This window comes from uncultured Spongiibacter sp. (assembly GCF_964011655.1).
Taxonomy (GTDB): Bacteria; Pseudomonadota; Gammaproteobacteria; order Pseudomonadales; family Spongiibacteraceae; genus Spongiibacter; species Spongiibacter marinus.
Genome location: NZ_CAXGPO010000032.1, coordinates 1 through 19,653 on the forward strand (window position 1 = coordinate 1; position 19,653 = coordinate 19,653).

Annotated in this window: 16 protein-coding genes; 4 read left to right on the top strand and 12 right to left on the bottom strand. The window is 55.5% G+C overall.

From position 1 onward, the window contains the following. A partial coding sequence (locus ABNS66_RS12740) for a patatin-like phospholipase family protein (RefSeq protein ID WP_348655344.1) occupies positions 1–967 on the top strand: 967 nt, incomplete at its 5' end. 3 nt (positions 968–970) lie between these two features. Here ABNS66_RS12740 and ABNS66_RS12745 read toward each other — a convergent pair. The 6 genes from ABNS66_RS12745 to ABNS66_RS12770 all read right to left on the bottom strand — a co-directional run bounded on the left by ABNS66_RS12745 (position 971) and on the right by ABNS66_RS12770 (position 9,822). Then, positions 971–1,429 carry a YiiD C-terminal domain-containing protein gene (locus tag ABNS66_RS12745; RefSeq protein ID WP_027872519.1) on the bottom strand — a complete coding sequence of 153 codons (459 nt, stop codon included), beginning with the start codon at positions 1,427–1,429 and terminating at the stop codon, positions 971–973. 2 nt (positions 1,430–1,431) lie between these two features. Continuing rightward, positions 1,432–2,400, bottom strand: coding sequence for a methylmalonyl Co-A mutase-associated GTPase MeaB (gene meaB, locus ABNS66_RS12750; protein WP_027872520.1), 969 nt, complete (start codon positions 2,398–2,400; stop codon positions 1,432–1,434). Between the two features lie 82 nt (positions 2,401–2,482). Next, the gene (gene scpA / locus ABNS66_RS12755) at positions 2,483–4,642 is read right to left on the bottom strand and encodes a methylmalonyl-CoA mutase (protein ID WP_027872521.1); all 2,160 of its coding nucleotides are present in this window, start codon (positions 4,640–4,642) and stop codon (positions 2,483–2,485) included. Positions 4,643–4,708: 66 nt separating this feature from the next. Further along, positions 4,709–5,119: a methylmalonyl-CoA epimerase gene (mce, locus tag ABNS66_RS12760; RefSeq protein WP_027872522.1), complete on the bottom strand. Its 411-nt coding sequence runs from the start codon at positions 5,117–5,119 to the stop codon at positions 4,709–4,711. Positions 5,120–5,195: 76 nt separating this feature from the next. After that, positions 5,196–8,036, bottom strand: coding sequence for a biotin/lipoyl-containing protein (locus ABNS66_RS12765; RefSeq protein ID WP_027872523.1), 2,841 nt, complete (start codon positions 8,034–8,036; stop codon positions 5,196–5,198). 52 nt (positions 8,037–8,088) lie between these two features. After that, positions 8,089–9,822, bottom strand: a complete 1,734-nt coding sequence (locus ABNS66_RS12770) for a carboxyl transferase domain-containing protein (protein WP_204995396.1) — start codon at positions 9,820–9,822, stop codon at positions 8,089–8,091. Positions 9,823–10,156: 334 nt separating this feature from the next. Here ABNS66_RS12770 and pabB point away from each other — a divergent pair, with 334 nt between their 5' ends. Next, entirely contained in the window at positions 10,157–11,491 is a 1,335-nt protein-coding gene (gene pabB / locus ABNS66_RS12775) for an aminodeoxychorismate synthase component I (protein WP_027872525.1), read from the top strand. A gap of 6 nt (positions 11,492–11,497) precedes the next feature. On the opposite strand, the gene thrH is transcribed toward pabB, so the two are convergent. The 4 genes from thrH to ABNS66_RS12795 form a co-directional block, all read right to left on the bottom strand. Beyond that, positions 11,498–12,115, bottom strand: a complete 618-nt coding sequence (gene thrH, locus ABNS66_RS12780; RefSeq protein WP_027872526.1) for a bifunctional phosphoserine phosphatase/homoserine phosphotransferase ThrH — start codon at positions 12,113–12,115, stop codon at positions 11,498–11,500. Positions 12,116–12,206: 91 nt separating this feature from the next. Next, complete coding sequence (gene cysB / locus ABNS66_RS12785; RefSeq protein WP_027872527.1) at positions 12,207–13,181, bottom strand: HTH-type transcriptional regulator CysB; 975 nt, start codon at positions 13,179–13,181, stop codon at positions 12,207–12,209. Positions 13,182–13,206: 25 nt separating this feature from the next. Continuing rightward, complete coding sequence (locus ABNS66_RS12790) at positions 13,207–14,118, bottom strand: 5'-nucleotidase (protein WP_027872528.1); 912 nt, start codon at positions 14,116–14,118, stop codon at positions 13,207–13,209. A gap of 64 nt (positions 14,119–14,182) precedes the next feature. Continuing rightward, positions 14,183–15,559 (bottom strand): trypsin-like serine protease, encoded by a 1,377-nt coding sequence (locus ABNS66_RS12795; protein ID WP_027872529.1) that lies wholly within the window; start codon positions 15,557–15,559, stop codon positions 14,183–14,185. Here ABNS66_RS12795 and alr point away from each other — a divergent pair. Then, complete coding sequence (gene alr, locus ABNS66_RS12800) at positions 15,554–16,630, top strand: alanine racemase (RefSeq protein WP_161624214.1); 1,077 nt, start codon at positions 15,554–15,556, stop codon at positions 16,628–16,630. The two genes, ABNS66_RS12795 and alr, sit on opposite strands and share 6 nt — an antisense overlap. Next, entirely contained in the window at positions 16,623–17,378 is a 756-nt protein-coding gene (locus tag ABNS66_RS12805; RefSeq protein ID WP_051170765.1) for a DUF1461 domain-containing protein, read from the top strand. Before alr ends, ABNS66_RS12805 begins: the two co-directional genes overlap by 8 nt. Positions 17,379–17,397: 19 nt before the next feature. Here ABNS66_RS12805 and ABNS66_RS12810 read toward each other — a convergent pair whose 3' ends face one another. Continuing rightward, positions 17,398–18,264 carry a CPBP family intramembrane glutamic endopeptidase gene (locus tag ABNS66_RS12810; RefSeq protein ID WP_154653802.1) on the bottom strand — a complete coding sequence of 289 codons (867 nt, stop codon included), beginning with the start codon at positions 18,262–18,264 and terminating at the stop codon, positions 17,398–17,400. Beyond that, the gene (locus ABNS66_RS12815) at positions 18,261–19,619 is read right to left on the bottom strand and encodes a sodium:alanine symporter family protein (protein WP_027872532.1); all 1,359 of its coding nucleotides are present in this window, start codon (positions 19,617–19,619) and stop codon (positions 18,261–18,263) included. The genes ABNS66_RS12810 and ABNS66_RS12815 overlap by 4 nt, the downstream gene beginning before the upstream one ends. Between the last annotated feature and the right edge of the window lie 34 nt (positions 19,620–19,653).

Consider the following 19,653-nt stretch of genomic DNA (forward strand, 5'->3'; position numbering starts at 1 on the left):
GGGCGCACACCACTTTACCGGCACCGTGGAAACCCTGGAAATCATGTGGAAGCAGCTTTCCACGGACCGGATTTATCGCGCCGATTTAATGGGGGTTCTTCGCAATGCCCTGCGACTGGCCGGCTCCCTGTTTAACTCGGGCATTGCCGTCGGTCGACCGGTGGCACTGCTGGACAACAGCCCACTGCGCGAACTGCTAGAAGAGCGAATCCGCTTCGAGTCGATCGGCATGAACATCCGCAACGGTGACTTGGACGCACTCTCGCTCACGGCGATGAACTACAGCCTCGGCTTGTCGGAGACCTTCTTTCAGGGCGGGCCGCAGCATGCTGGCTGGCAGCGCTGGCGGCGACAGGGGCTGGCGACACCTATCCAGCTGCAACACCTGATGGCGTCCACAGCCATCCCGACGATCTTTCCACCCGCCAAGGTAGGCCGTTATTTCTACGGCGACGGCGCGCTGCGCCAATTGACCCCGATCAGCCCCGCCATCCATTTGGGTGCAAACCGGGTATTGGTGATTCCCGCCAACGGGCATAAACGGGTTTATCACCACACCCCAAAACCTATTCAGTCTCCGGCGTTCGGACAGATTATTGGTCAGTTACTTAACAGCGCCTTTATCGACAGCATCGAAACCGATATTGAGCGTCTGGAAAGAATCAACGAATTATTGGCGCTGATACCACGGGAAAATATGCAAATGATGGGGCGTGAGCTACTGCCGGTTGAGTGCCTGGTAATCAGCCCGAGCGAAGATATTGACGCCATTGCCGACGAGCATGTGAAAGAACTACCACGCAGTTTGCGTGCTTTCCTGGGGCGCACCGGCAGTAGCCGCGGAGGTAGTGTGAGTATTGCCAGCTACCTGTTATTTACCGAGGAATATTGCGCCAAGCTGATCGATCTAGGCTACCGTGACGGGCTTGCTCAGCGCGATGACATCAGCGCTTTTCTCTACCAATAAAAGCTACTGTTTTAGGCCGACGATCGCGTACAAGCCCTTAAAGCGCGCCGCGACTTCGCCGTTGACAATCACCTCTGAGCACAGCTCGATCTTGGCGCGACCGCGCTCCTCAAAGCGAGTAAAAAATCCCTGCCAATCGGCGTCCTCTGCGGGCAGCGAGCGCGCAACAATATCGCTGGGCACCGGCAGTAAGTATTCGATCTCCGCTTTGGCCACCACAATATCCGGGTCGAGGCCGCGCTCAACACAATGTAGATACACGCTACCCCAGCAAGCCATCACTGCCACCACATAGATGCTGCCACCAAAGGCGGTTTGCTTATCGTTAATACTCGGCCCCAGCGGGGCGGTCAGCGTTAATGCGCCATCGGAATAGTCGCTAACAGAAAGCCGCATATGGCGCGCCGTGGGTAAGTGTTCGGCGATAAATTCACTCAGGCGGTGAGCGATAGGCTGCGACATGATTACGCGTCCTCAAACAGCAGGTTTATTAGTTTTTGCGCCGCTAAAAATGGCGTGGTCTGTCCGTCGGTCACCTTTCTATTCAGTTCCGGCAGCAGCGCTTTAACAGACGGGTTTTCCTTGAGCTTAATATCCAGCATCTCGTGCAACAGTTTGTTCATCCACTCCTTGGCCTGGCGGGCACGCTTGTCGGCAAGCGCTCCGTTTTTTGTGGCGTCGACCTGGAAGTCGCTGATCATGCCCCACACCGCTTCGATATTCTCGTTCTTGATCGCCGAGCAGGTCATTACCTGTGGCGTCCAGAAGCTGCTGTGACGGAGCAAATGCAGCGCACTTTGGTAATGACGGCGGGTTTGCGTTGCGAGGTTAATACTCTCTCCGTCGGCCTTGTTAATCACCAATGCATCGGCCAGCTCCATAATGCCTTTTTTGATGCCCTGCAGTTCATCACCGGCATTGGGCAGCATAAGCACCATAAAAAAGTCGACCATACTGGCCACTTCGTATTCCGACTGTCCGACACCCACGGTTTCGACCAAAATAACGTCGTAGCCAGCCGCCTCGCACAGCAACATGGTTTCGCGGGTTTTTAGCGCTACGCCACCCAGTGAGCCCTCGGAAGGCGACGGTCGAATGAAAGCGTCGCTGCTGCGCGACAACATTTCCATGCGGGTTTTATCACCCAGAATTGAGCCGCCCGCAATGGGCGAGCTCGGGTCGACCGCCAATACCGCGACACGCTTGCCCTGGCTGACCAAATACAGGCCGAACGCCTCGATGAACGTGGACTTGCCGACGCCGGGAATGCCGGTGATACCGATACGAATGCTGTTGCCGGTTTGCGGCAGCACCGCCTCTAAGAGCTCCTGCGCCTGCGCGCGGTGCTCGACTTTTTTGCTCTCTACCAAGGTGATGGCTTTGGCCAGTGCGCGTGAATTGCCCTTGGTTAACGCTTCTATATCAATAGTCATAATCCCTGCCAATATAAAAACGGGAGGCCGGACCATCAGCAACGCTGAGCTCCGCCTCCCGCCTGCCGTTCTCTATGCGTGATTAGCCTTTGTAGGCCTCATTGATCGCATCGAGTACATCACGTGCCGCCAAGGGAATCTTGGTACCGGGACCAAAAATACCTTTTACGCCAGCGTTATACAGGAAGTCGTAGTCAGGACGGGGAATAACGCCACCGGCGACAACAATAATGTCATCGGCGCCCGCCTTTTTCAGCTCGTCAATTAACTGGGGAACCAGCGTTTTGTGGCCGGCAGCCTGGGAAGAAACACCGACCACGTGCACGTCGTTTTCGACGGCCTGCTTAGCTACTTCTTCAGGTGTTGAGAACATCGGCGAAAGGTCGATATCAAACCCGACATCAGCAAAGGCCGTGGCGATCACTTTCGCGCCGCGGTCGTGACCATCCTGACCCATTTTGCAGACAAGCATACGTGGGCGACGACCGTGTTTTTCAACAAACTGCTCGATGTCGCTGCTGATACCCTGCCAGTTCTCGTCGTCCTGATAGGCACTACCGTAGACACCTGAAACCGTTTGCGCCTGAGCATTAAAGCGACCGAATTCACGTTCCATAGCAAAGCTGATCTCCCCAACTGTTGCACGCAGACGCGTTGCCTTCACGGCCAGATCCAGCAGGTTGCCTTCGCCGCTGCAGGCACATTGATAGATGGCTTCCAGCGCATCTTCAACGGCTTTTTCATCGCGCTCAGCGCGAATACGAGCCAATGCATCGACCTGCGATTGGCGCACTTTTTCATTGTCGATGTCCAGTACCTCAACATCGTCTTCTTCAGACAAGGTGTACTTGTTCACCCCGACAATCACGTCTTCACCGCGGTCAATGCGCGCCTGTTTCTTCGCCGCCGACTCTTCGATGCGCAACTTCGGCATGCCGGTTTCAATGGCCTTGGCCATACCGCCCTTTTCTTCAACTTCTGCAATCAGTTGGCGAGCGCGGTCGGCAATATCTTTGGTCAGCGACTCCATCATGTACGAGCCACCCCAGGGATCGGCCACCTTGGTGATGCCAGTTTCTTCCTGGATGATCAGCTGAGTATTGCGCGCGATGCGTGATGAGAATTGCGTCGGCAAGGCGATCGCTTCATCCAGTGCATTGGTGTGCAACGATTGTGTGCCACCGAATACTGCCGCCATCGCTTCGATGGTGGTGCGAACGATGTTGTTGTACGGATCCTGCTCGGTGAGCGACCAGCCCGAGGTCTGGCTGTGCGTTCTGAGCATCTTAGAGCGCGGGTTCTTCGGCTCGAATTCAGAGACGATTTCTGCCCATAGCAGACGCGCGGCACGCATTTTGGCAATTTCCATGTAGAAATTCATGCCAATGCCCCAGAAGAAGGACAGGCGGCCGGCAAACTTATCGATGTCCAGGCCAGCGGCGATCGCGGTGCGGATGTACTCTTTACCATCTGCCAGGGTGTAGGCCAGCTCCAGCGCGGCATCAGCACCGGCTTCCTGGATATGGTAGCCAGAAATGGAGATGGTATTAAACTTCGGCATGTTTTCCGAAGCATAGGCAATAATATCGCCGATGATCTTCATTGAGGGCGCGGGCGGGTAAATATAGGTGTTGCGCACCATGAACTCTTTCAGAATGTCGTTCTGAATGGTGCCTGACAACATATCCTGACCAACGCCCTGCTCTTCGGCCGCCACAATGTAGCCCGCCAGCACGGGTAGTACCGCACCGTTCATCGTCATCGATACAGAGACTTTGTCCAGTGGAATACCGTCGAACAGCACTTTCATGTCTTCGACAGAATCGATTGCAACACCGGCTTTACCTACGTCGCCGGTCACACGGGGGTGATCCGAGTCGTAACCGCGGTGGGTAGCCAGGTCAAAGGCGACAGATACGCCCTGACCGCCGGCTGCCAGTGCTTTGCGGTAGAAAGCGTTAGATTCTTCAGCCGTTGAAAAGCCCGCATACTGACGTATTGTCCAGGGACGGCCGGCGTACATGGTTGGCTGTGGCCCGCGGATAAAGGGCTCAACGCCTGGGAAGGTATTGGTATACGGCAGATCAGCAGTATCTTCTGCAGTGTACAGCGGTTTTACATCAATACCCTCTGGGGTATTCCAAACCAAGTCATCCAATGACTTGTTGCTGCGTTCAAGCGATTTATTGGCAATGTTCTGCCATTCGTCCAACGAAATCTCTGGGGCTTTGTAATCGGCCATATACGAGTACCTGTCGTGTGTCAGTGCCACGCTGCTTCTGTGAGTAGCTATGGCGACTAGGAGTGATTAGTGGTCGGCAGCGGGCTGATTGATTTCAATCAGGACGCCGTCGCAAGACTTGGGGTGGATAAAGATAACTTGGCAGCCATGCGCACCGGGTGACGGCGCATCTGACAAAAACTGGTAGCCCTTCTCTTTCAAACGCGCGACATCGGCCTCGATGTCATCGCTGCGAAAGCACAGGTGGTGGATGCCGCCTGGCTTTTTCTCCAGGTACTTGGCGATAGGGCCTTCACCATTAAGCGGGTGAACGAGCTCAATACTGGTTGGGGGAAGTGGGAAAAACGCCGTCGAGGTCTTCGCGCTTTCAACATCTTCAGTGCCTTCAAAAGGCAAACCAAAGTCTTCCATGAAACGTTTGATGGCCTTTTCCAAATCCGGCACAGCGATGGCGATATGGTCTAGTGCAGTGATCATAAATACTCCGAATACGTCAGGGCAAACCGGCGCGGGGCTTAGCTGCCCCACACCGGTCGCCGTCGATTAGACGAGCTTAAGCAATGTGTTTAAGAAAACCATCGGTCGCAGCGCGACGCTCGGCAGCAATCTGCTCAGGGGTTACCACTTCGATCTTCTCGTCGGGGTTCACTTTGAACAGGGGTTGCCCCTTCTTAATAATCACACCATCGCCGTCGATCAACACCTTCTCGATGGTACCCGAGAACGGTGCAACGACTTTGTTGAACATTTTCATTACTTCAACAATGTAGAGCGTGTCGCCGGCTTCGAAGTGATCACCTTCGTTGACGAATACGTCCATACCCGGCGCTTCGCGCGGGTAGAACATGCCGCCGCTGGCAGCGAGGATTTCGTCTGACTTGGCCACCGGCGGTGGTACCAGCACCTTCGCCATGCGCTTTTGCAGTGCGTCATCGGTGAGACGCTCGGGAATATCAATGCTCAAGTCCGGCTGTACTGCCAAGTCAAAGAACCCGGTGGTTGAGGCAATGTGCGCAAGAATGGCTAATAGCTCCGTTCCCGCCATGTAACCGGCGTGAGCGCTGCGTACTGATGCCCATTCTTCGCTGCTAATACCCTGTGGCGCATCACCCGCGATAGCTTGCTCAATGGCGGTGAAGTCCTGTGTCGCCAACTTCTCTTCCAAGGCCTTGTAGAAGCTAACAGCGTCACTGAGGATCTCTGCATCGTGATCCCAGATCATGTAACGCGCGGGCTTGCCCGTTTCATAATCCATGTTCAAGTAGTGATACAGACGATCGAGCAGAAGAATTGGGTTTTCCAGCCACTGCACGCCGTTGTCGGTCATTTGCAGCGCTTTCTTGTTGATGCTCAGCCAGCCCGACATGTAGTGAGGCTCTGCGAACAGGCGCTCCAGCGGGCGTGTAAACAGCAGCTTTTTGGCATCGAGCACAGCCGCCCACTCCGCGGCCTGATCGCTGTTCTCGTCCAGATAACGCTGGCGAATTTCACCGTAGGCGTAATCCAGGTCGAGCTGATTCGCTTGCTCCTTGAGCAAACCAACCAGGGTCAGATACGGCACGATGAACCGGGTGCTTGGGCGAGCATTGATGCCGTTGCCGATAAACCAATGCACCAAGCCGTAGTGGAACTCCAGGTTGGTCGCCAGATCCTTGCCGCGCAGCTCAGTGCGACGCAGAATCTCCGCCAGGCGCTGGTAGCTGTCCATCCGGGTTTCACCGGTGGTGAGCAGCAGTGCAATGTTTGAGTCGTACGCACCAGCGAGGTGGTACTTCATAAACACGTCGGTATCCGGGTTGTGGGTGGAAATACCCTGGTCATCGCGAATCTCACCGGGAATCGCGTTTGACCAGTTTTCGATAATGCCGCCCGCGTGGGGTTGAAGCGCTTGGTTGGTCGCGTTCATACGCGCTTCCACCGAGGTTTTTTCACGCACAATGCGCTCTGGCTTGGGCAGGCGCTTACCGTGACGGGCCAACAGCGCCATCACTTCGACCAAGCTTTCAACAATGAAGAAGTCGCTGGGGTCGTCCGGGTTGGTGAACTTAAGCTTGTAGCACAGCTCAGTAACACGGTGCTCAACCTGAATACGCGTATTCATCTCCATGAAATAGTGCGCTTCACCGTCGACGATACACTCAAAGGTGCCGACAGAGTCGAGTTTTACCGCTTGGCCGAAGATGGCGCCCTCTTCTTCCATTTTTTGAAGAATGACCAGATCTTTCTTCAGTTGAGCCAGCTCGCCCTCTTTGCCCTCGGCTTCAGCGACGGCGATGGCGGCAACCAGCTCTTCCTCGGTCACCGACACCTCGAGCAACTTTTGCTCGTGCATCTGCAATGAGCAGTCGCGACCACCCATCGTCATGCACCACTCACCGTTACCCACCACCTGGATTTCCTGGTGGCGAGTGGTATCGATGTTCATTTCAATCAATACGTTTTTGTTGTCGCCAACACCGTTGGTTTTCAGCTCAATCAAGCACTCGAGCACCAATGAGGGGACATTTTCAGCCGCTTTTTCAACCTTTTCTTCGAGGCTGGCGCCTTCGTAAGAATTGGCCGATTGCAGGATACGCTGACCTTTACCACCGCCACCGGCAATGGCTTTCAGGCGGAAGCGGTTGTTGGGCTTTTCAGCCAACATGCGCTTGGCTTCAACCTGCAGGGCTGCGCCGATGTCGGCGGCATCGATAATATCGATACCCGCTTCATAGGACGCCGCGAGCAACGCCAGGGCTTTTTCTTCATCGTCTTTGCAGCTAGCGAAGTCGACATTGAGATTATTGTCTTTTGCGCAGGCTTCGAGGCCATCTTTGCCGTATTTGGCAAACAGCGCCAGACTAGTGGCGTTATTCACACCCGGCGTAACCGATACACCAGTCTCCAGCGCGGTGCGCTTAGCCTGGTCCTTCATACCCGCCGATTTCTGCGTGAATGAACAAGGGCCAATGAAGTTCAGGCCGGCCTTCTCCATCGCTTCGACCATGTCGGCATCTTCCGACATAAAGCCATAGCCCGCGAAGATGGCGTTGTAGCCATTGTCGTGGGCAATGCGAATGATCTGCTGGATGCGCTTGTTGCGTTCTTCTTTGGTGGCACCGGTGTAATCCGGCACACGGTGCACACGATCGGGGTCGGTCAGTGTGCGCAGTTCTGGCGCCAGGGCATTGGTATAGGTGATCGAGTCTTTCTCGGACAGCAAAATGCCGTAGCCGTTAATGCCCATTTCGTCGAAAACATCCATCGCTTCTTTACGGATGGGGCCGCGACAAATAATCAATGGTTTCAAGTCTTTACAAGAAAAACTTCTCACCCATTCTGAGTTAGATTTAGCCAGCTGACGGTCTTTGTGGATCAGCGGGTTGTTCAGGTAGTAATTATTGCTTGTCTGCACGTTGATAACCTCTTAAGCGAATCGTCTAGTAGTTGTTGTCGAGCAAGGCTGCTTAGTGGAACTCGCGCTGAGGGCCGGACATCGGCTCAGGCGTGTACGCTTTCAAGTGCAGCTCCAATTGCTCGCCCAGGACTTTTCGCAGGTCCGCAGGCATGACGATCTGGGAAATCGATCCCAGGCTCAGTGCTTCGTTGGGGTTCATCAGTTCTTTTTCGTAGCGTTGGGTTAACAGCGCTTCTTCTTGCTTTTGCCACTCGGCAACTGCCGCTTCAGCTTGGCTGCGCGCCTCGCCCTCGGCCATGCCAGCGGCAATATTCTGCTGGGTTGCCTCGGCGATGCGAGACTTGATTGAACCACGGATTTTGCGCACTTCATCCTTATAAACGTACTCAACCCCGGCAGGCCCCATTACGGCCAGGCGAGTGGTTGGCAACGCGCAGACGAAATCCGCACCCGTTGGATAGTTGTTGAAGGAGGCGTATGCGCCGCCGAAGGCGTTGCGCACAATCATCAGGAAGCGCGGTGTGCGCAGGTCGATAATCGCGTCGAGCATGGCGCGTCCGGCTTGAACAATACCACCCGTTTCCTGGTCGCGACCGGGCAGGAAGCCGGTGGTGTCTTCCATAAAGATCACCGGAATGTTGTAGACATTACAGAAGCGGATGAAACGCGCGTTTTTGTAGGCGGCGTCTATATCGATCTGACCCGATGACACGGCTGAGTTGTTGGCGACAAAGCCGACAACATTCCCGCCGATACGGCCGAGCGCACAAATGGTGTTACGAGCGCGCTCTGGCTGAATTTCAAAATAGTCGCCGTGATCGCACATCTGTTGAATGATAATGCTGATATCAAAGGGCGTGTTGAAACCGGTTGGGCTGTTAAAGGCCTTCTTCAGCAGCAGGTCGATATCCCAGGTTTTGCGATTCAGTGGGTCAGACGTTGGCTGGAAGGGAGGCTTAGACGATGCGTTGTCTGGCAGGTAGTTCAGCAGCTCTTTAACTTTGCGCAGCGCTGCAACTTCATCGGGCACAACAAAGTCTGTAACGCCAGACTGGCTGTGAACACTGGGGCCACCGAGTTCATCGGCGGTTACGTCTTCACCCAGTACCGACTTAACAACACCTGGGCCAGTCAGGCCAAAGAAGGTGTCGTTGGGCTGAATAACAAATGAGCCCTGACGCGGCAGATAAGCACCGCCACCGGCGTTATAGCCGAACATGCACATAATCGAAGGCACCACACCGTTGATCTTACGCAGTGCCGTAAAGGCCTCGGCATAACCGTCAAGGCCGCCGACACCCGCGGGAATGTACGCCCCCGCAGAGTCGTTCATGCCGACCAGGGGAATACCCAGTTTACCGGCTAGCTGGAAAAGATTGGCCAGCTTGGTGCCGTTGGTGGCATCCATGGAACCCGCGCGAACGGTGAAGTCGTGGCCGTACATCGCGACATCGCGACCGTTAACCTTAACAATGGCGGTTACCAGTGAGGCTCCATCGAGGTTTTTACCCCAGTTTTGGTAGAGCACCTTTGGCTCACTGCCATCGTCCGCAAGCACCTGGATACGTTCCCAGATAGTCATGCGTTTCTTTTCGTGTTGCTTTTGAACGCCTTTAATTCCCGCAGCCTTCATTGGGCGCTGCTGCAAGTCGTAACCTGCTTGAAGCGCAGCTTCATAGAGGCCCGGATCGTAGTCAATTTGACCGGGCACAGTGAATTCCAGCTCGGATTTCTGCGCGAATGGATTATTCAGCGAGGGAGTCAATTGCTCTTTTTTACTCATGCCTGTCAGTCCCAGATGCAATATTGTTTTGTTTCCGCACCCGCATACAGGCTGAAGTAATCCACAGCCACTGAATTTCAGGCTGCCTAGATTCCTGCCAACTGGCATGTGAGCGACGGATGATTGAGAACGTGCCGTTCTAGGTGTCATTCCAACGACGGCTTATTTGATTCTCAAAGCGGCGGCTAACATTACTTTAGGGCGGTGGCGCTGTCAATCTGATATGGGTGACCATACCGATCACTATCGGTGACAAAATGCTAGATTTTTCATAGGCCTAGCACGTACAATCGGTCTTTGCCAACCCGCTTTCAAGAGCACTATCGCCGCAGCAATGCCCAACCTCCAACGCCGTCCTTTAGCCTATTTTGCAGACAGCAGCCGCTACTTCGAGGCTGTGGCGTCGGCGCCGAATCCAGTGTTTATCGATTCGGGAAAGCCCCATAGCGACCGCGGCCGCTACAGCATCATTAGTGCCGATCCCACCACTATAATCAGCATTGCGCCACGTGATAACACGACTATCGGTGTATTGCTTTCACAGGCGGAGGCCGCTATAGAGCAAGCCGTTGCCGGCATGCACAGCGCCGACGATTTGCCCTTCTGCGGCGGGGCGATTGGCTGTATCAACTATGAGCTTGGCGAGGCCAGGGATATACACCTCTCCCCCTCAGCTGAACTGCCGCTGCTGCACGTTGGCATTTACGACTGGGCAATTATTGTCGACCACCACACGCAGTGCGCAGAGCTGGTGTTACAGCCTGACTGCCAAAGCAAGATAGCGCGCCAGCTGTCGTCATCGGCCCTCGAGCACGCCGTCAACGACGCCACATTTATGCTAACTGCGCCATTTCATAGCCATCTGGACTGGCCGGACTACGCTCGCTGCTTCGAGGCGATTCAGCGCTATATCCTCGACGGTGATTGCTACCAGATCAATCTCACTCGCCAGTTTAGCGCGCCCTACTCAGGCTCCCCGTGGCAGGCGTATAAACGCATGAGAAAGGTCGCCGCAGCGCCCTTCTCCGCCTATCTCGATTTAGGGGAATGCCAGCTGTTATCCCTTTCCCCCGAGCGTTTTATTGAAATCGATAAGGGCAGCATGCTAACCCAGCCCATCAAAGGGACCGCGCCACGATCCCCTGACCCGGTAACGGACAAGGCGAATGCCGAGGCCCTGGAGGCCAGCGAAAAAAATCGCGCGGAAAATGTGATGATCGTTGACCTGCTACGCAATGATCTGGGTAAAAACAGCACAGCGGGCAGTGTGCAGGTCGAGCGTTTGCTTGAGCTGCAAAGCTTTAACACGGTTCATCACTTGGTAAGCACCATTCGCAGTACGCTAAAACCCGAGATCACCGCGCTTCGGGCGCTATTGGATTGCTTTCCGGGTGGCTCCATCACCGGCGCGCCAAAACGACGGGCGATGGAGATTATCGCCGAGCTTGAACCAAACCGACGATCGCTGTACTGCGGAAGCGTGTTCTATTTGTCGGCAAGTGGGCGGCTGGACAGCTCGATTACCATTCGAAGCTTTGTTTGCCACAACGGGCAGATTCGCGGCTGGGCCGGCGGCGGCATTGTTGCCGATTCTAAGGCAAAGATGGAATTTGTCGAAACGGAAGAGAAGCTCGGCAAGCTCATGGCGGTGCTTGCCGAGCCTGAGTAGCGCTCGTTACAAGCTAAGGTTGCGGTTAGAGGCCTTCAAAAACTCCAACTTCAGCGCTTCATAGTCGTGCACCGCTGGAAATTGAGGGAACTCTTCGATCACATTGCTCGGTGCTTTGAACAAAATACCGGCGTCTGCTTCTGCGAGCATGGTGGTGTCATTGTATGAATCACCAGCAGCGATAATGCGGTAATACAGGGTTTTCAGCGCCAATACCGACTGGCGTTTAGGGTTTACTTGGCGAATTTTATAGTCGACCACCTTTCCGACATTGTCGGTTTCCAGCTTGTGACACAGCAGGGTTGGCCAGCCGAGCTGGGCCATCAATGGCGCAGCAAACTCGTAAAAGGTATCGGAGAGGATCACCACCTGAAAGCGTGCCCGCAGCCAATCCAAAAACTCGCGCGCACCTTCCATCGGCCGCATATCGGCAATCACCGCTTGAATATCGGGCAGGCCAAGGCCGTTTTCGTCTAACAAACGAAGACGTTGCTGCATCAGCACATCGTAGTCGGGAATATCGCGGGTCGTCGCTTTTAGCGCCTCAATACCCGTGCGTTCGGCGAAGTCGATCCAGATTTCCGGAATCAGTACACCTTCCAGGTCCAGGCATGCGATTTCCACGGCGAAAGTCTCCTCAAGTAAAAAAAGGCGGTCAATCTAACGGCTTGCCCCGCTAAAAGCAACGCCTCAGGTCAACACCGGAGCGATCTCGCTAAAGGGTGGGCAACTCGATAGGCGCAAACAGCGCTTCCAGGTCAGCTTTGCTGTGGCATTGGTAGGCCTGGTCAACGAGCTCCGGCGTCAGATGCGGAGCAAATAATTCGACAAAGTCGTACATAAATTTGCGCATATACGTGCCGCGGCGGAAGCCCACTTTGGTAACGCTGGCTTCGAAAAGGTGGCTGGCATCGAGGGCAACCAGGTCGCTATCAACCTCGGGGTCGTAAGCCATTTGCGCGACAATACCAATGCCCAGGCCAAGTCTGACATAGGTTTTGATAACGTCGGCATCGGTGGCCGTGAACACGACTTTAGGCTCCAAGCCGCGCTGTAAAAACGCATCGTCTAATTTTGAGCGACCAGTGAAACCAAATACGTAAGTGACGATAGGATGGGCAGCAACATCCTCCACAGACAGCTTGGAGACGCTGGCTAAAGGATGATCTCGCGGCACCAGTATCGCCCGGTTCCAGCGATAGCACGGCATCATTATCAGGTCGCTAAACAGCTCCAGGGCCTCCGTGGCGATGGCGAAGTCCACACCGAAATTCGCCGCCAGCTCCGATATTTGCATGGGCGTTCCCTGGTGCATGTGCAGGGACACATCGGGATAGCGCTCGATAAAGGTTTTGATCACCGGCGGCAATGCGTAGCGCGCCTGCGTGTGCGTGGTGGCGATAGACAGGCTGCCTTTGTTCGGGTTTTTAAACTCCTGAGCGATGCTTTTGATGCCCTCAGCCTTGTGCAGTATTTCTCCGGCTTCTTTTAATATTGCCTCGCCCGCCGGCGTTACCCGTGTCAGATGTTTGCCATTGCGCGCGAAGATTTCCACGCCCAGCTCATCCTCTAGCATGCGAATTTGCTTACTGATCCCTGGTTGGGAGGTAAACAAGCTCTGCGCCGTTGCGGATACGTTCATCTCGTGATGGGCCACTTCCCAGATGTAGCGTAACTGCTGAAGTTTCATTGATTATTGTCTCCAAATACAACGGCTAAGCCTGTGGGGCGTTAGCAATACCGTGCGGGACATGCCCGGCTGGCACATGTTCACTGGCTGATTCACAGTGACTTTGCTGATCGTCGAAAAATACATCCGCACCATAGGCTTTCAAGAACTCGCCCTTTTCAAGGCCACCCAAAAATAGTGACTCATCGATCCGGATATTCCACTCGCGCAGTGTACGTATCACGCGCTTGTGCGCCGGTGCCGACCGGGCGGTCACCAAGGCAGTTCGAATTGGCGGCGCGTCCGATGGGAATTCTCGCTGTAAGGTATTTAGTGCTGACAGGAAGGGTTTAAAGGGGCCGCCACTCAGCGGGCGGTCCGCCGCCTCCACTTCACTGGCTGTAAAGGCCTCCAGCCCCTGCTGTTTGTATATCTGTTCTGCCTCATCGGAAAACAGCACTGCATCACCGTCGAAAGCAAAACGCAGTTCGCGCTGCGTTGACTGCTCAGACTTTTTACTGCGTGGTAACAAGGTCGCTGCAGCAACGCCGTTTTCAAGTGCTCGACGCACGTCTTCGGCATGGGTGGATAAAAACAGGTGGCAGCCAAACGCCGACACGTAATTGTAGGGACTCGCCCCACCACTAAAGGCGGCACGGCGTATGTTCAAACCGTAGTGCTCGATAGAGTTAAATATCCGCAGGCCGGTATCCGCGGAATTGCGAGACAATAAAATAACCTCAACGCGCGGTTCTTTCAGCAAGTCGTTAAGTTTGAGTAAGCGTTCAACAATATTGAAGGCCTCGCCTTTATCGAGCACCTCATCTTCGCGATCGATTTGATATTGTTGATACGCGTCCAGCCCCTGCGTTTCAAACACCTGATGACTGTCATCCAAGTTAAACAGCGCCCGTGATGAAATCGCAACGACTAACTTGTCTTCAAATCCCTTGGGCATGAATGTCCCTCAATACGTAGCGCCTCCACTATACAAGATGGCGAAGTGCAGACAAGAGCCGAAGCTAGAATTGCAAACGCTGCCAGTTCATCGAGCGCGGCTTGCTGCCCTGACGAATCAAGGCGATATCGTCGATTAACGCCTGGGAAAATACAGCCGCTATCGATGTGGCGGCGATGCCCTCGCTACTGACATTCGCCGACAATACCCCAACCGCTTTCATTCCCTCGCGCAGCATGGCGCCACTTTGGCCCGGCTGATTCAAGCAGTCGAGCCCGACAAGAGCAAGGTCACCACCAACCTCACTGCGCGGACTCGTCTGACAGCGACTCAACCACAAACCGCCAGAGGACGACGCGCTTGGGTAGGAAACCATCTCTACGGTGGCATCATTTGCAGACAGCGCTGCCAATGGCGCGCCGATAAAGTGCCCGGTAATCGGCAAGGCAAGCTGTACGAGTGCTACGTCACTACCTGCATAGGCAGCGAGGTCGCCAGCAAGCAATTGTGCATGCTTGTGATCCAAGGTCCACGCCGCCACCGCCGGGATTCCCGGGTTTTGCGCGCCACCGCGCGCCGGGTAGAACGCCACCGAATGCGCTCTGCGTGCAGGCGAGCGCGGTTCAAACAAGCAGTGCGCTGCCGTTATCAGCCAGCGCCGTGTTAGTGCCGTGGCAGTACACCAGGCGTCCCCCTTGCGGTACTGGCTGTATAAGCGCCCCACTTGCCATTGCTGGACGCCAGCCTGTGGCCAAACACGGACTCTTCTGGCCTGCGCGTTAATAAAAAACACCGCACCACTGCTCTGCTCGCGTTGCGGCGTTGCGGCGCTAAACACCAGTTCAGGTCTGCCCTGCTCCCCCGCTAGCAGGTAATAGCCCGGATGCACAGGCAACGCGAGGCCGCGGCGACCGTCAATGGACACCCTTGGCAGAAACTCAGCAAGTCGATTGCTTAGCGCCAGGGCTTTATCCCGATAAATCATCGGCTGTCGATGGAATTCCCGGCGCAGGCGGCGCACCGCAGCCGACACGCTGAAATCTTGCGACGCCCCTAACAAAACATGGGCGACTCTTAAGAGGCGCAGTTGATCGCGGGCCGCCACCGAGGTCGCCAGCGCAGCATAATTCGCAGACTTAGCAACGGCCTGTTGCGTTGCGGGCCCACTGAAAAAAGTCGCCCATGCAAAATCTGCCGCCAGAGTCGGGCAGCGCTCGATAAGGCGACGTTGTGCCTGCATCGCCTGCCAAGCCGACACACTGATATAAAGCGCATCGTCGGCGTCTGCAGGTGAATAGCGCGGCGGGCATTGATTGTCGGACCACGCCGGAGAAACACCGAACAGAAACACTGTCAGGGTAAACCAGAGGGCGGTAGAATTACGCGGGACGCGACAGCGATAATCTCTCAACAGGCTTCGGAGCGGCAACATATCTTGCATAATACAACCTGGTTGGAATTTGATGCAGCGGCACTGCGCCACAATCTCGCTGTTGTGAAACAGTTAGCGCCGGGCGGCGCAATCTTAGCCATGCTCAAGGCCAATGGCTACGGTCACGGCGCGAATTGGGTTGCCGACACCCTGGGTGAACGCGCTCAGGGCTTTGGCTTGGCGCGCCTGTGTGAAGCACTGGCACTGCGCGAACACGCGCCGTCCAAACGTTTGCTTCTGCTCGGCACCCTCGTTGATGACAACACGCTTAAACACTGCGCCAAGGCGCGCCTGGACTTGGTTATTCATCGCCTCGAGGATGCACAACGGCTTGTCGGCACTCGCTTAACTACCCCCCTGTCAATTTGGCTTAAGCGGAATGTCGGCATGAACCGTTTGGGCATGAACCATGAGGATTTTGTGGCCGCGCAGCAGCTTCTCGTCGGTAGCAAAAATGTGAAAGAAGTGATTCATATGAGCCACTTTAGTGATGCCGATACACCTCGGGCGGAAGTCACCGAAGAACAGGCTGAGCGTCTGTTCAGCAGCAGTCGAGCACTGGGCACATTCCCTTTAAGCCTGGCTAATTCCGCCGCGATTATTGCCCACCCGCACACCCATGCACAGTGGCAGCGGCCAGGCATTATGCTCTACGGCGACGACCCCACGGGGACATTAACGGGCAATAAAGCGCTGCGCCCAGTGATGCACTTCAAGAGCCGGATTGTCGCGCTTAAAACCGTTCACGCGGGCGACGGCGTCGGTTACGGGCGGCGTTGGCAGGCCAGCGAACAACGCCTCATCGCCACTATTGGTGCTGGCTATGCCGATGGCTACCCGCGCCACGCCACTGACGGTACACCGCTAATGGTGAATGGTCAGCGCGCCTCGTTGGCCGGGCGTGTTTCCATGGACTTACTCACCGCCGACGTCACTGACGTCGACCACGTTAAGGTTGGCGACGAAGTCACCCTTTGGGGCCAGGGCGTGAGTGCCGCGGAGGTCGCCGAGCGCTGCGGCACCATCAGCTATGAGCTGTTCACTCAGGTATCATCACGGGTTGAGCGCTACTATGACTAAACGCACCGCTGGCAACGTTCACCGCCTGCGCAGCGGCGCAAGCAATGGCCTCTACGCCCTATTAACCTTGGTGCTTGCCGCCGGCCTTGCATGGCTGCTATCAGCGCAGCTCAACTACTTTTACGGCTTTTTTCACGACCATATCGGCATCGCTGAAACCATCGCGGAATACGGCCCCCAAAATCGCTTTAAGGATGGCTTTGAAACAACTGACCGAGCACAGCGCATCACGCTCTTTGCGGAGATTGTTCGCGCCGTGCACAGCGATGGTGAAGGCCTTAAGGAGATAAGCTATCGCGCCGCGGGGCGAACCCGCGCTGTCGCCCTGTTGCACGAGGCGGAAATTATCCACCTCCAAGATGTTGCGCATCTGATTAGTGCAACTCGCTTGCTCGTTATCCTTACCGCGATGGCCTGGACCGTTTGGACATTGGCAAAAATACGCCGCAAGGCGCCCTTCCCGCCTCTGACTCAGCAACTGGGTAAATTGCTTGGCGTCTCTGTGTTAATAGCTGGCCTGCTGGGCGTTTTTGGCTTTGAAGCGGTCTTCTACCAACTGCATATTTGGGTGTTTCCGGCAGAGCATCAATGGTTTTTCTATTACCAAGACTCGCTGATGTCGACCATGATGCAAGCGCCGGTGTTATTTGCCTATATTGGCGGCAGCATTGCGGCGCTCGGCGTTGCGCTGTTTTGCGCTATAACGGCGCTATTCCACCGTTATTCGCACAAAAATGCGGGGAAGTAAGTCGTCGCGTTGGCAGGATTTAAAAGGGCCAAAACGTCTCGGGTATTCGTCCCTGGCGCAGTAAAGAGGCCACATCCATACCAACCGCGACACCGGCATGAACGAAAAAGCCGCCCCAGATAGATCGCGAGCGCAGTGCCAATATACCCAGAAACAACCCAAACAGGATGGCACCCACCGCTTCAGGCCACAGCTTCGGAAAGTGGATCATCAGATAGGGAACACACATTACCCAGATTGCGTTCGCGCCGATGGCCGGACGCAAGCCTTGCAGCACAAAGCCGCGAAAGAAGAACTCCAGGCAGATAAACTGGGTGAGGTACAGAAGCTCCCAACTAATGAAGTCAAACCAGCTTCTACCCGCCTGTTTATAGAAGGGATAGTGCTGTAAAAAATCGGGCCGAAAGCTGGCCAGGTAGATGAACACAAGAATTGGACTGAGCAACAGCAGATAGCCCTGCCAGTGCCGGTGGGTGTCCCCCCAGCCCCAGCCAAAATGGCGCATGCGCTCGCCCATTACGCGGCGAATTATCAGCCACGGCAGCAGCACGTAGCCAACCACATGCCAAGTGGTCCACCACAGGTAGGACAGCAACTCACCGTAGCCACTGCGACGCAGCTCCCACCACCAATAGTTCGGTGTACGCCCCTGCACTTCACTGAGCCACTGGAGCAGGGTTTGCAGGCTAGAGGAAAACTTTAAGTAGTGGATGAGCAGCAAGCTCACGGACACACAGGCCAGCACCGCAAAAACCCGCCTGAGCGCCGCCGGGCGCGATAAACGGTAACTGTCTGCTTCGGCATCAATATCGTCGAGAAGAACGAGAATCCGCCGCGGGTTCAGGCGCTGCAATGCGCCAGATAAGCTAGCGCCTATACCGCTCATTCGCGCGCTTCCGCTGAGCCATTGCTACCCAGGCGCTCACGCGTCAACGCAAAAACCACCGGACTGAGCAGTAACAATGCCAGCAAGTTCGGCAGCGCCATCAGCGCGTTCAGGGTATCGGCCAATAGCCAGATAAAATCGAGCTCCGCCATCGCGCCGAGGGGAATTGCCGCGACCCAGGCCAGGCGAAAGGCAAAAATAGCGTGAGTGCCAAAAAAATACACCACACAGCGCTCGCCGTAGTAGGCCCAGCCCAGCATGGTGGTAAACGCAAAGACCGCCAAGCCCACGGACACAATAAAGTCACCGCCGCCGATCAAGCTGTCGAAGGCCAACGCCGACAGCGCCGCGCCACTTTCGTCGCCCTGCCATGCCCCGGACAACAGAATGACAAAGCCAGTAATGCTGCACACCAAAATGGTATCGATAAAGGTACCCAGCATGGCGATCAGGCCCTGGTTCACCGAATTGTGTGTTCTTGCGGCGGCGTGGGCAATTGGCGCACTGCCCAAGCCAGCCTCGTTGGAAAATATTCCCCGCGCCACACCAAAGCGTATCGCCGCCACCACACTCGCGCCGGCAAATCCACCAACCGCCGCCGCGCCATTAAAGGCGGCATCGATTACCAGTAAAAACAGAGCCGGAATTTCGCTGATATTCATCGCAATAATAACGAGGCCCATCGCCATATACGCCACCGCCATGACGGGCACTAGCACGCCGGCAACCGAGGCGATGCGCTTCACCCCGCCCAACACCACCAGCGCGACCGCTGTTGCCAGCACCGCGCCGGTTACCCATACCGGCAGAGAAAACGTGGCGTGAAGCGCATCGGCCACAGAGTTAGCCTGAACCGTATTGCCAATGCCAAAGCCCGCAAAGACACCGAAAAATGCAAAGGTTGCCGCCAGCCAACGCCACTTTGGCCCCAGACCATTTTTTATGTAATACATCGGGCCGCCACTGAAGTTGCCCTGCTCGTCTTGTTCGCGATAGTGCACGGCACAGACCGCCTCGGCGTACTTGGTTGCCATACCCACCAATGCTGTGCACCACATCCAAAACAGCGCACCGGGACCGCCGAGCGCGATCGCTGTGGCAACACCGGCGATATTGCCGGTGCCGATCGTTGCTGATAAGGAGGTCATTAAGGCCTGAAAGGGACTGATATCGCCGCTGTCCTGCTCGCCTTTGCGACCGCGAAATAACAGACCAAAGGCCTGGGGGATTCTGCGCAGTGGCATAAAGCCCAGCCCCAACATCAGGTAGGCCCCGGTGCCGAGAATAAGAATAAGCATGGGCCAGCCCCACACCAGACCATTGAGGCCGCCAATGACCGATGTAATTGTTTCCATAGCGCTACCTTATCGTTGTTATTGGGTCGCGGTG

What these genes read in the sequence shown, in the direction of transcription:
- ABNS66_RS12770 (WP_204995396.1), bottom strand. Translation starts at nt 9,822, where the DNA reads ATGAGTAAAAAAGAGCAATTGACTCCCTCGCTGAATAATCCATTCGCG.
- cysB (WP_027872527.1), bottom strand. Translation starts at nt 13,181, where the DNA reads ATGAAACTTCAGCAGTTACGCTACATCTGGGAAGTGGCCCATCACGAG.
- ABNS66_RS12790 (WP_027872528.1), bottom strand. Translation starts at nt 14,118, where the DNA reads ATGCCCAAGGGATTTGAAGACAAGTTAGTCGTTGCGATTTCATCACGG.
- ABNS66_RS12795 (WP_027872529.1), bottom strand. Translation starts at nt 15,559, where the DNA reads ATGCAAGATATGTTGCCGCTCCGAAGCCTGTTGAGAGATTATCGCTGT.
- ABNS66_RS12810 (WP_154653802.1), bottom strand. Translation starts at nt 18,264, where the DNA reads ATGAGCGGTATAGGCGCTAGCTTATCTGGCGCATTGCAGCGCCTGAAC.
- pabB (WP_027872525.1), top strand. Translation starts at nt 10,157, where the DNA reads ATGCCCAACCTCCAACGCCGTCCTTTAGCCTATTTTGCAGACAGCAGC.
- scpA (WP_027872521.1), bottom strand. Translation starts at nt 4,642, where the DNA reads ATGGCCGATTACAAAGCCCCAGAGATTTCGTTGGACGAATGGCAGAAC.
- ABNS66_RS12745 (WP_027872519.1), bottom strand. Translation starts at nt 1,429, where the DNA reads ATGTCGCAGCCTATCGCTCACCGCCTGAGTGAATTTATCGCCGAACAC.
- ABNS66_RS12815 (WP_027872532.1), bottom strand. Translation starts at nt 19,619, where the DNA reads ATGGAAACAATTACATCGGTCATTGGCGGCCTCAATGGTCTGGTGTGG.
- ABNS66_RS12805 (WP_051170765.1), top strand. Translation starts at nt 16,623, where the DNA reads ATGACTAAACGCACCGCTGGCAACGTTCACCGCCTGCGCAGCGGCGCA.
- mce (WP_027872522.1), bottom strand. Translation starts at nt 5,119, where the DNA reads ATGATCACTGCACTAGACCATATCGCCATCGCTGTGCCGGATTTGGAA.
- meaB (WP_027872520.1), bottom strand. Translation starts at nt 2,400, where the DNA reads ATGACTATTGATATAGAAGCGTTAACCAAGGGCAATTCACGCGCACTG.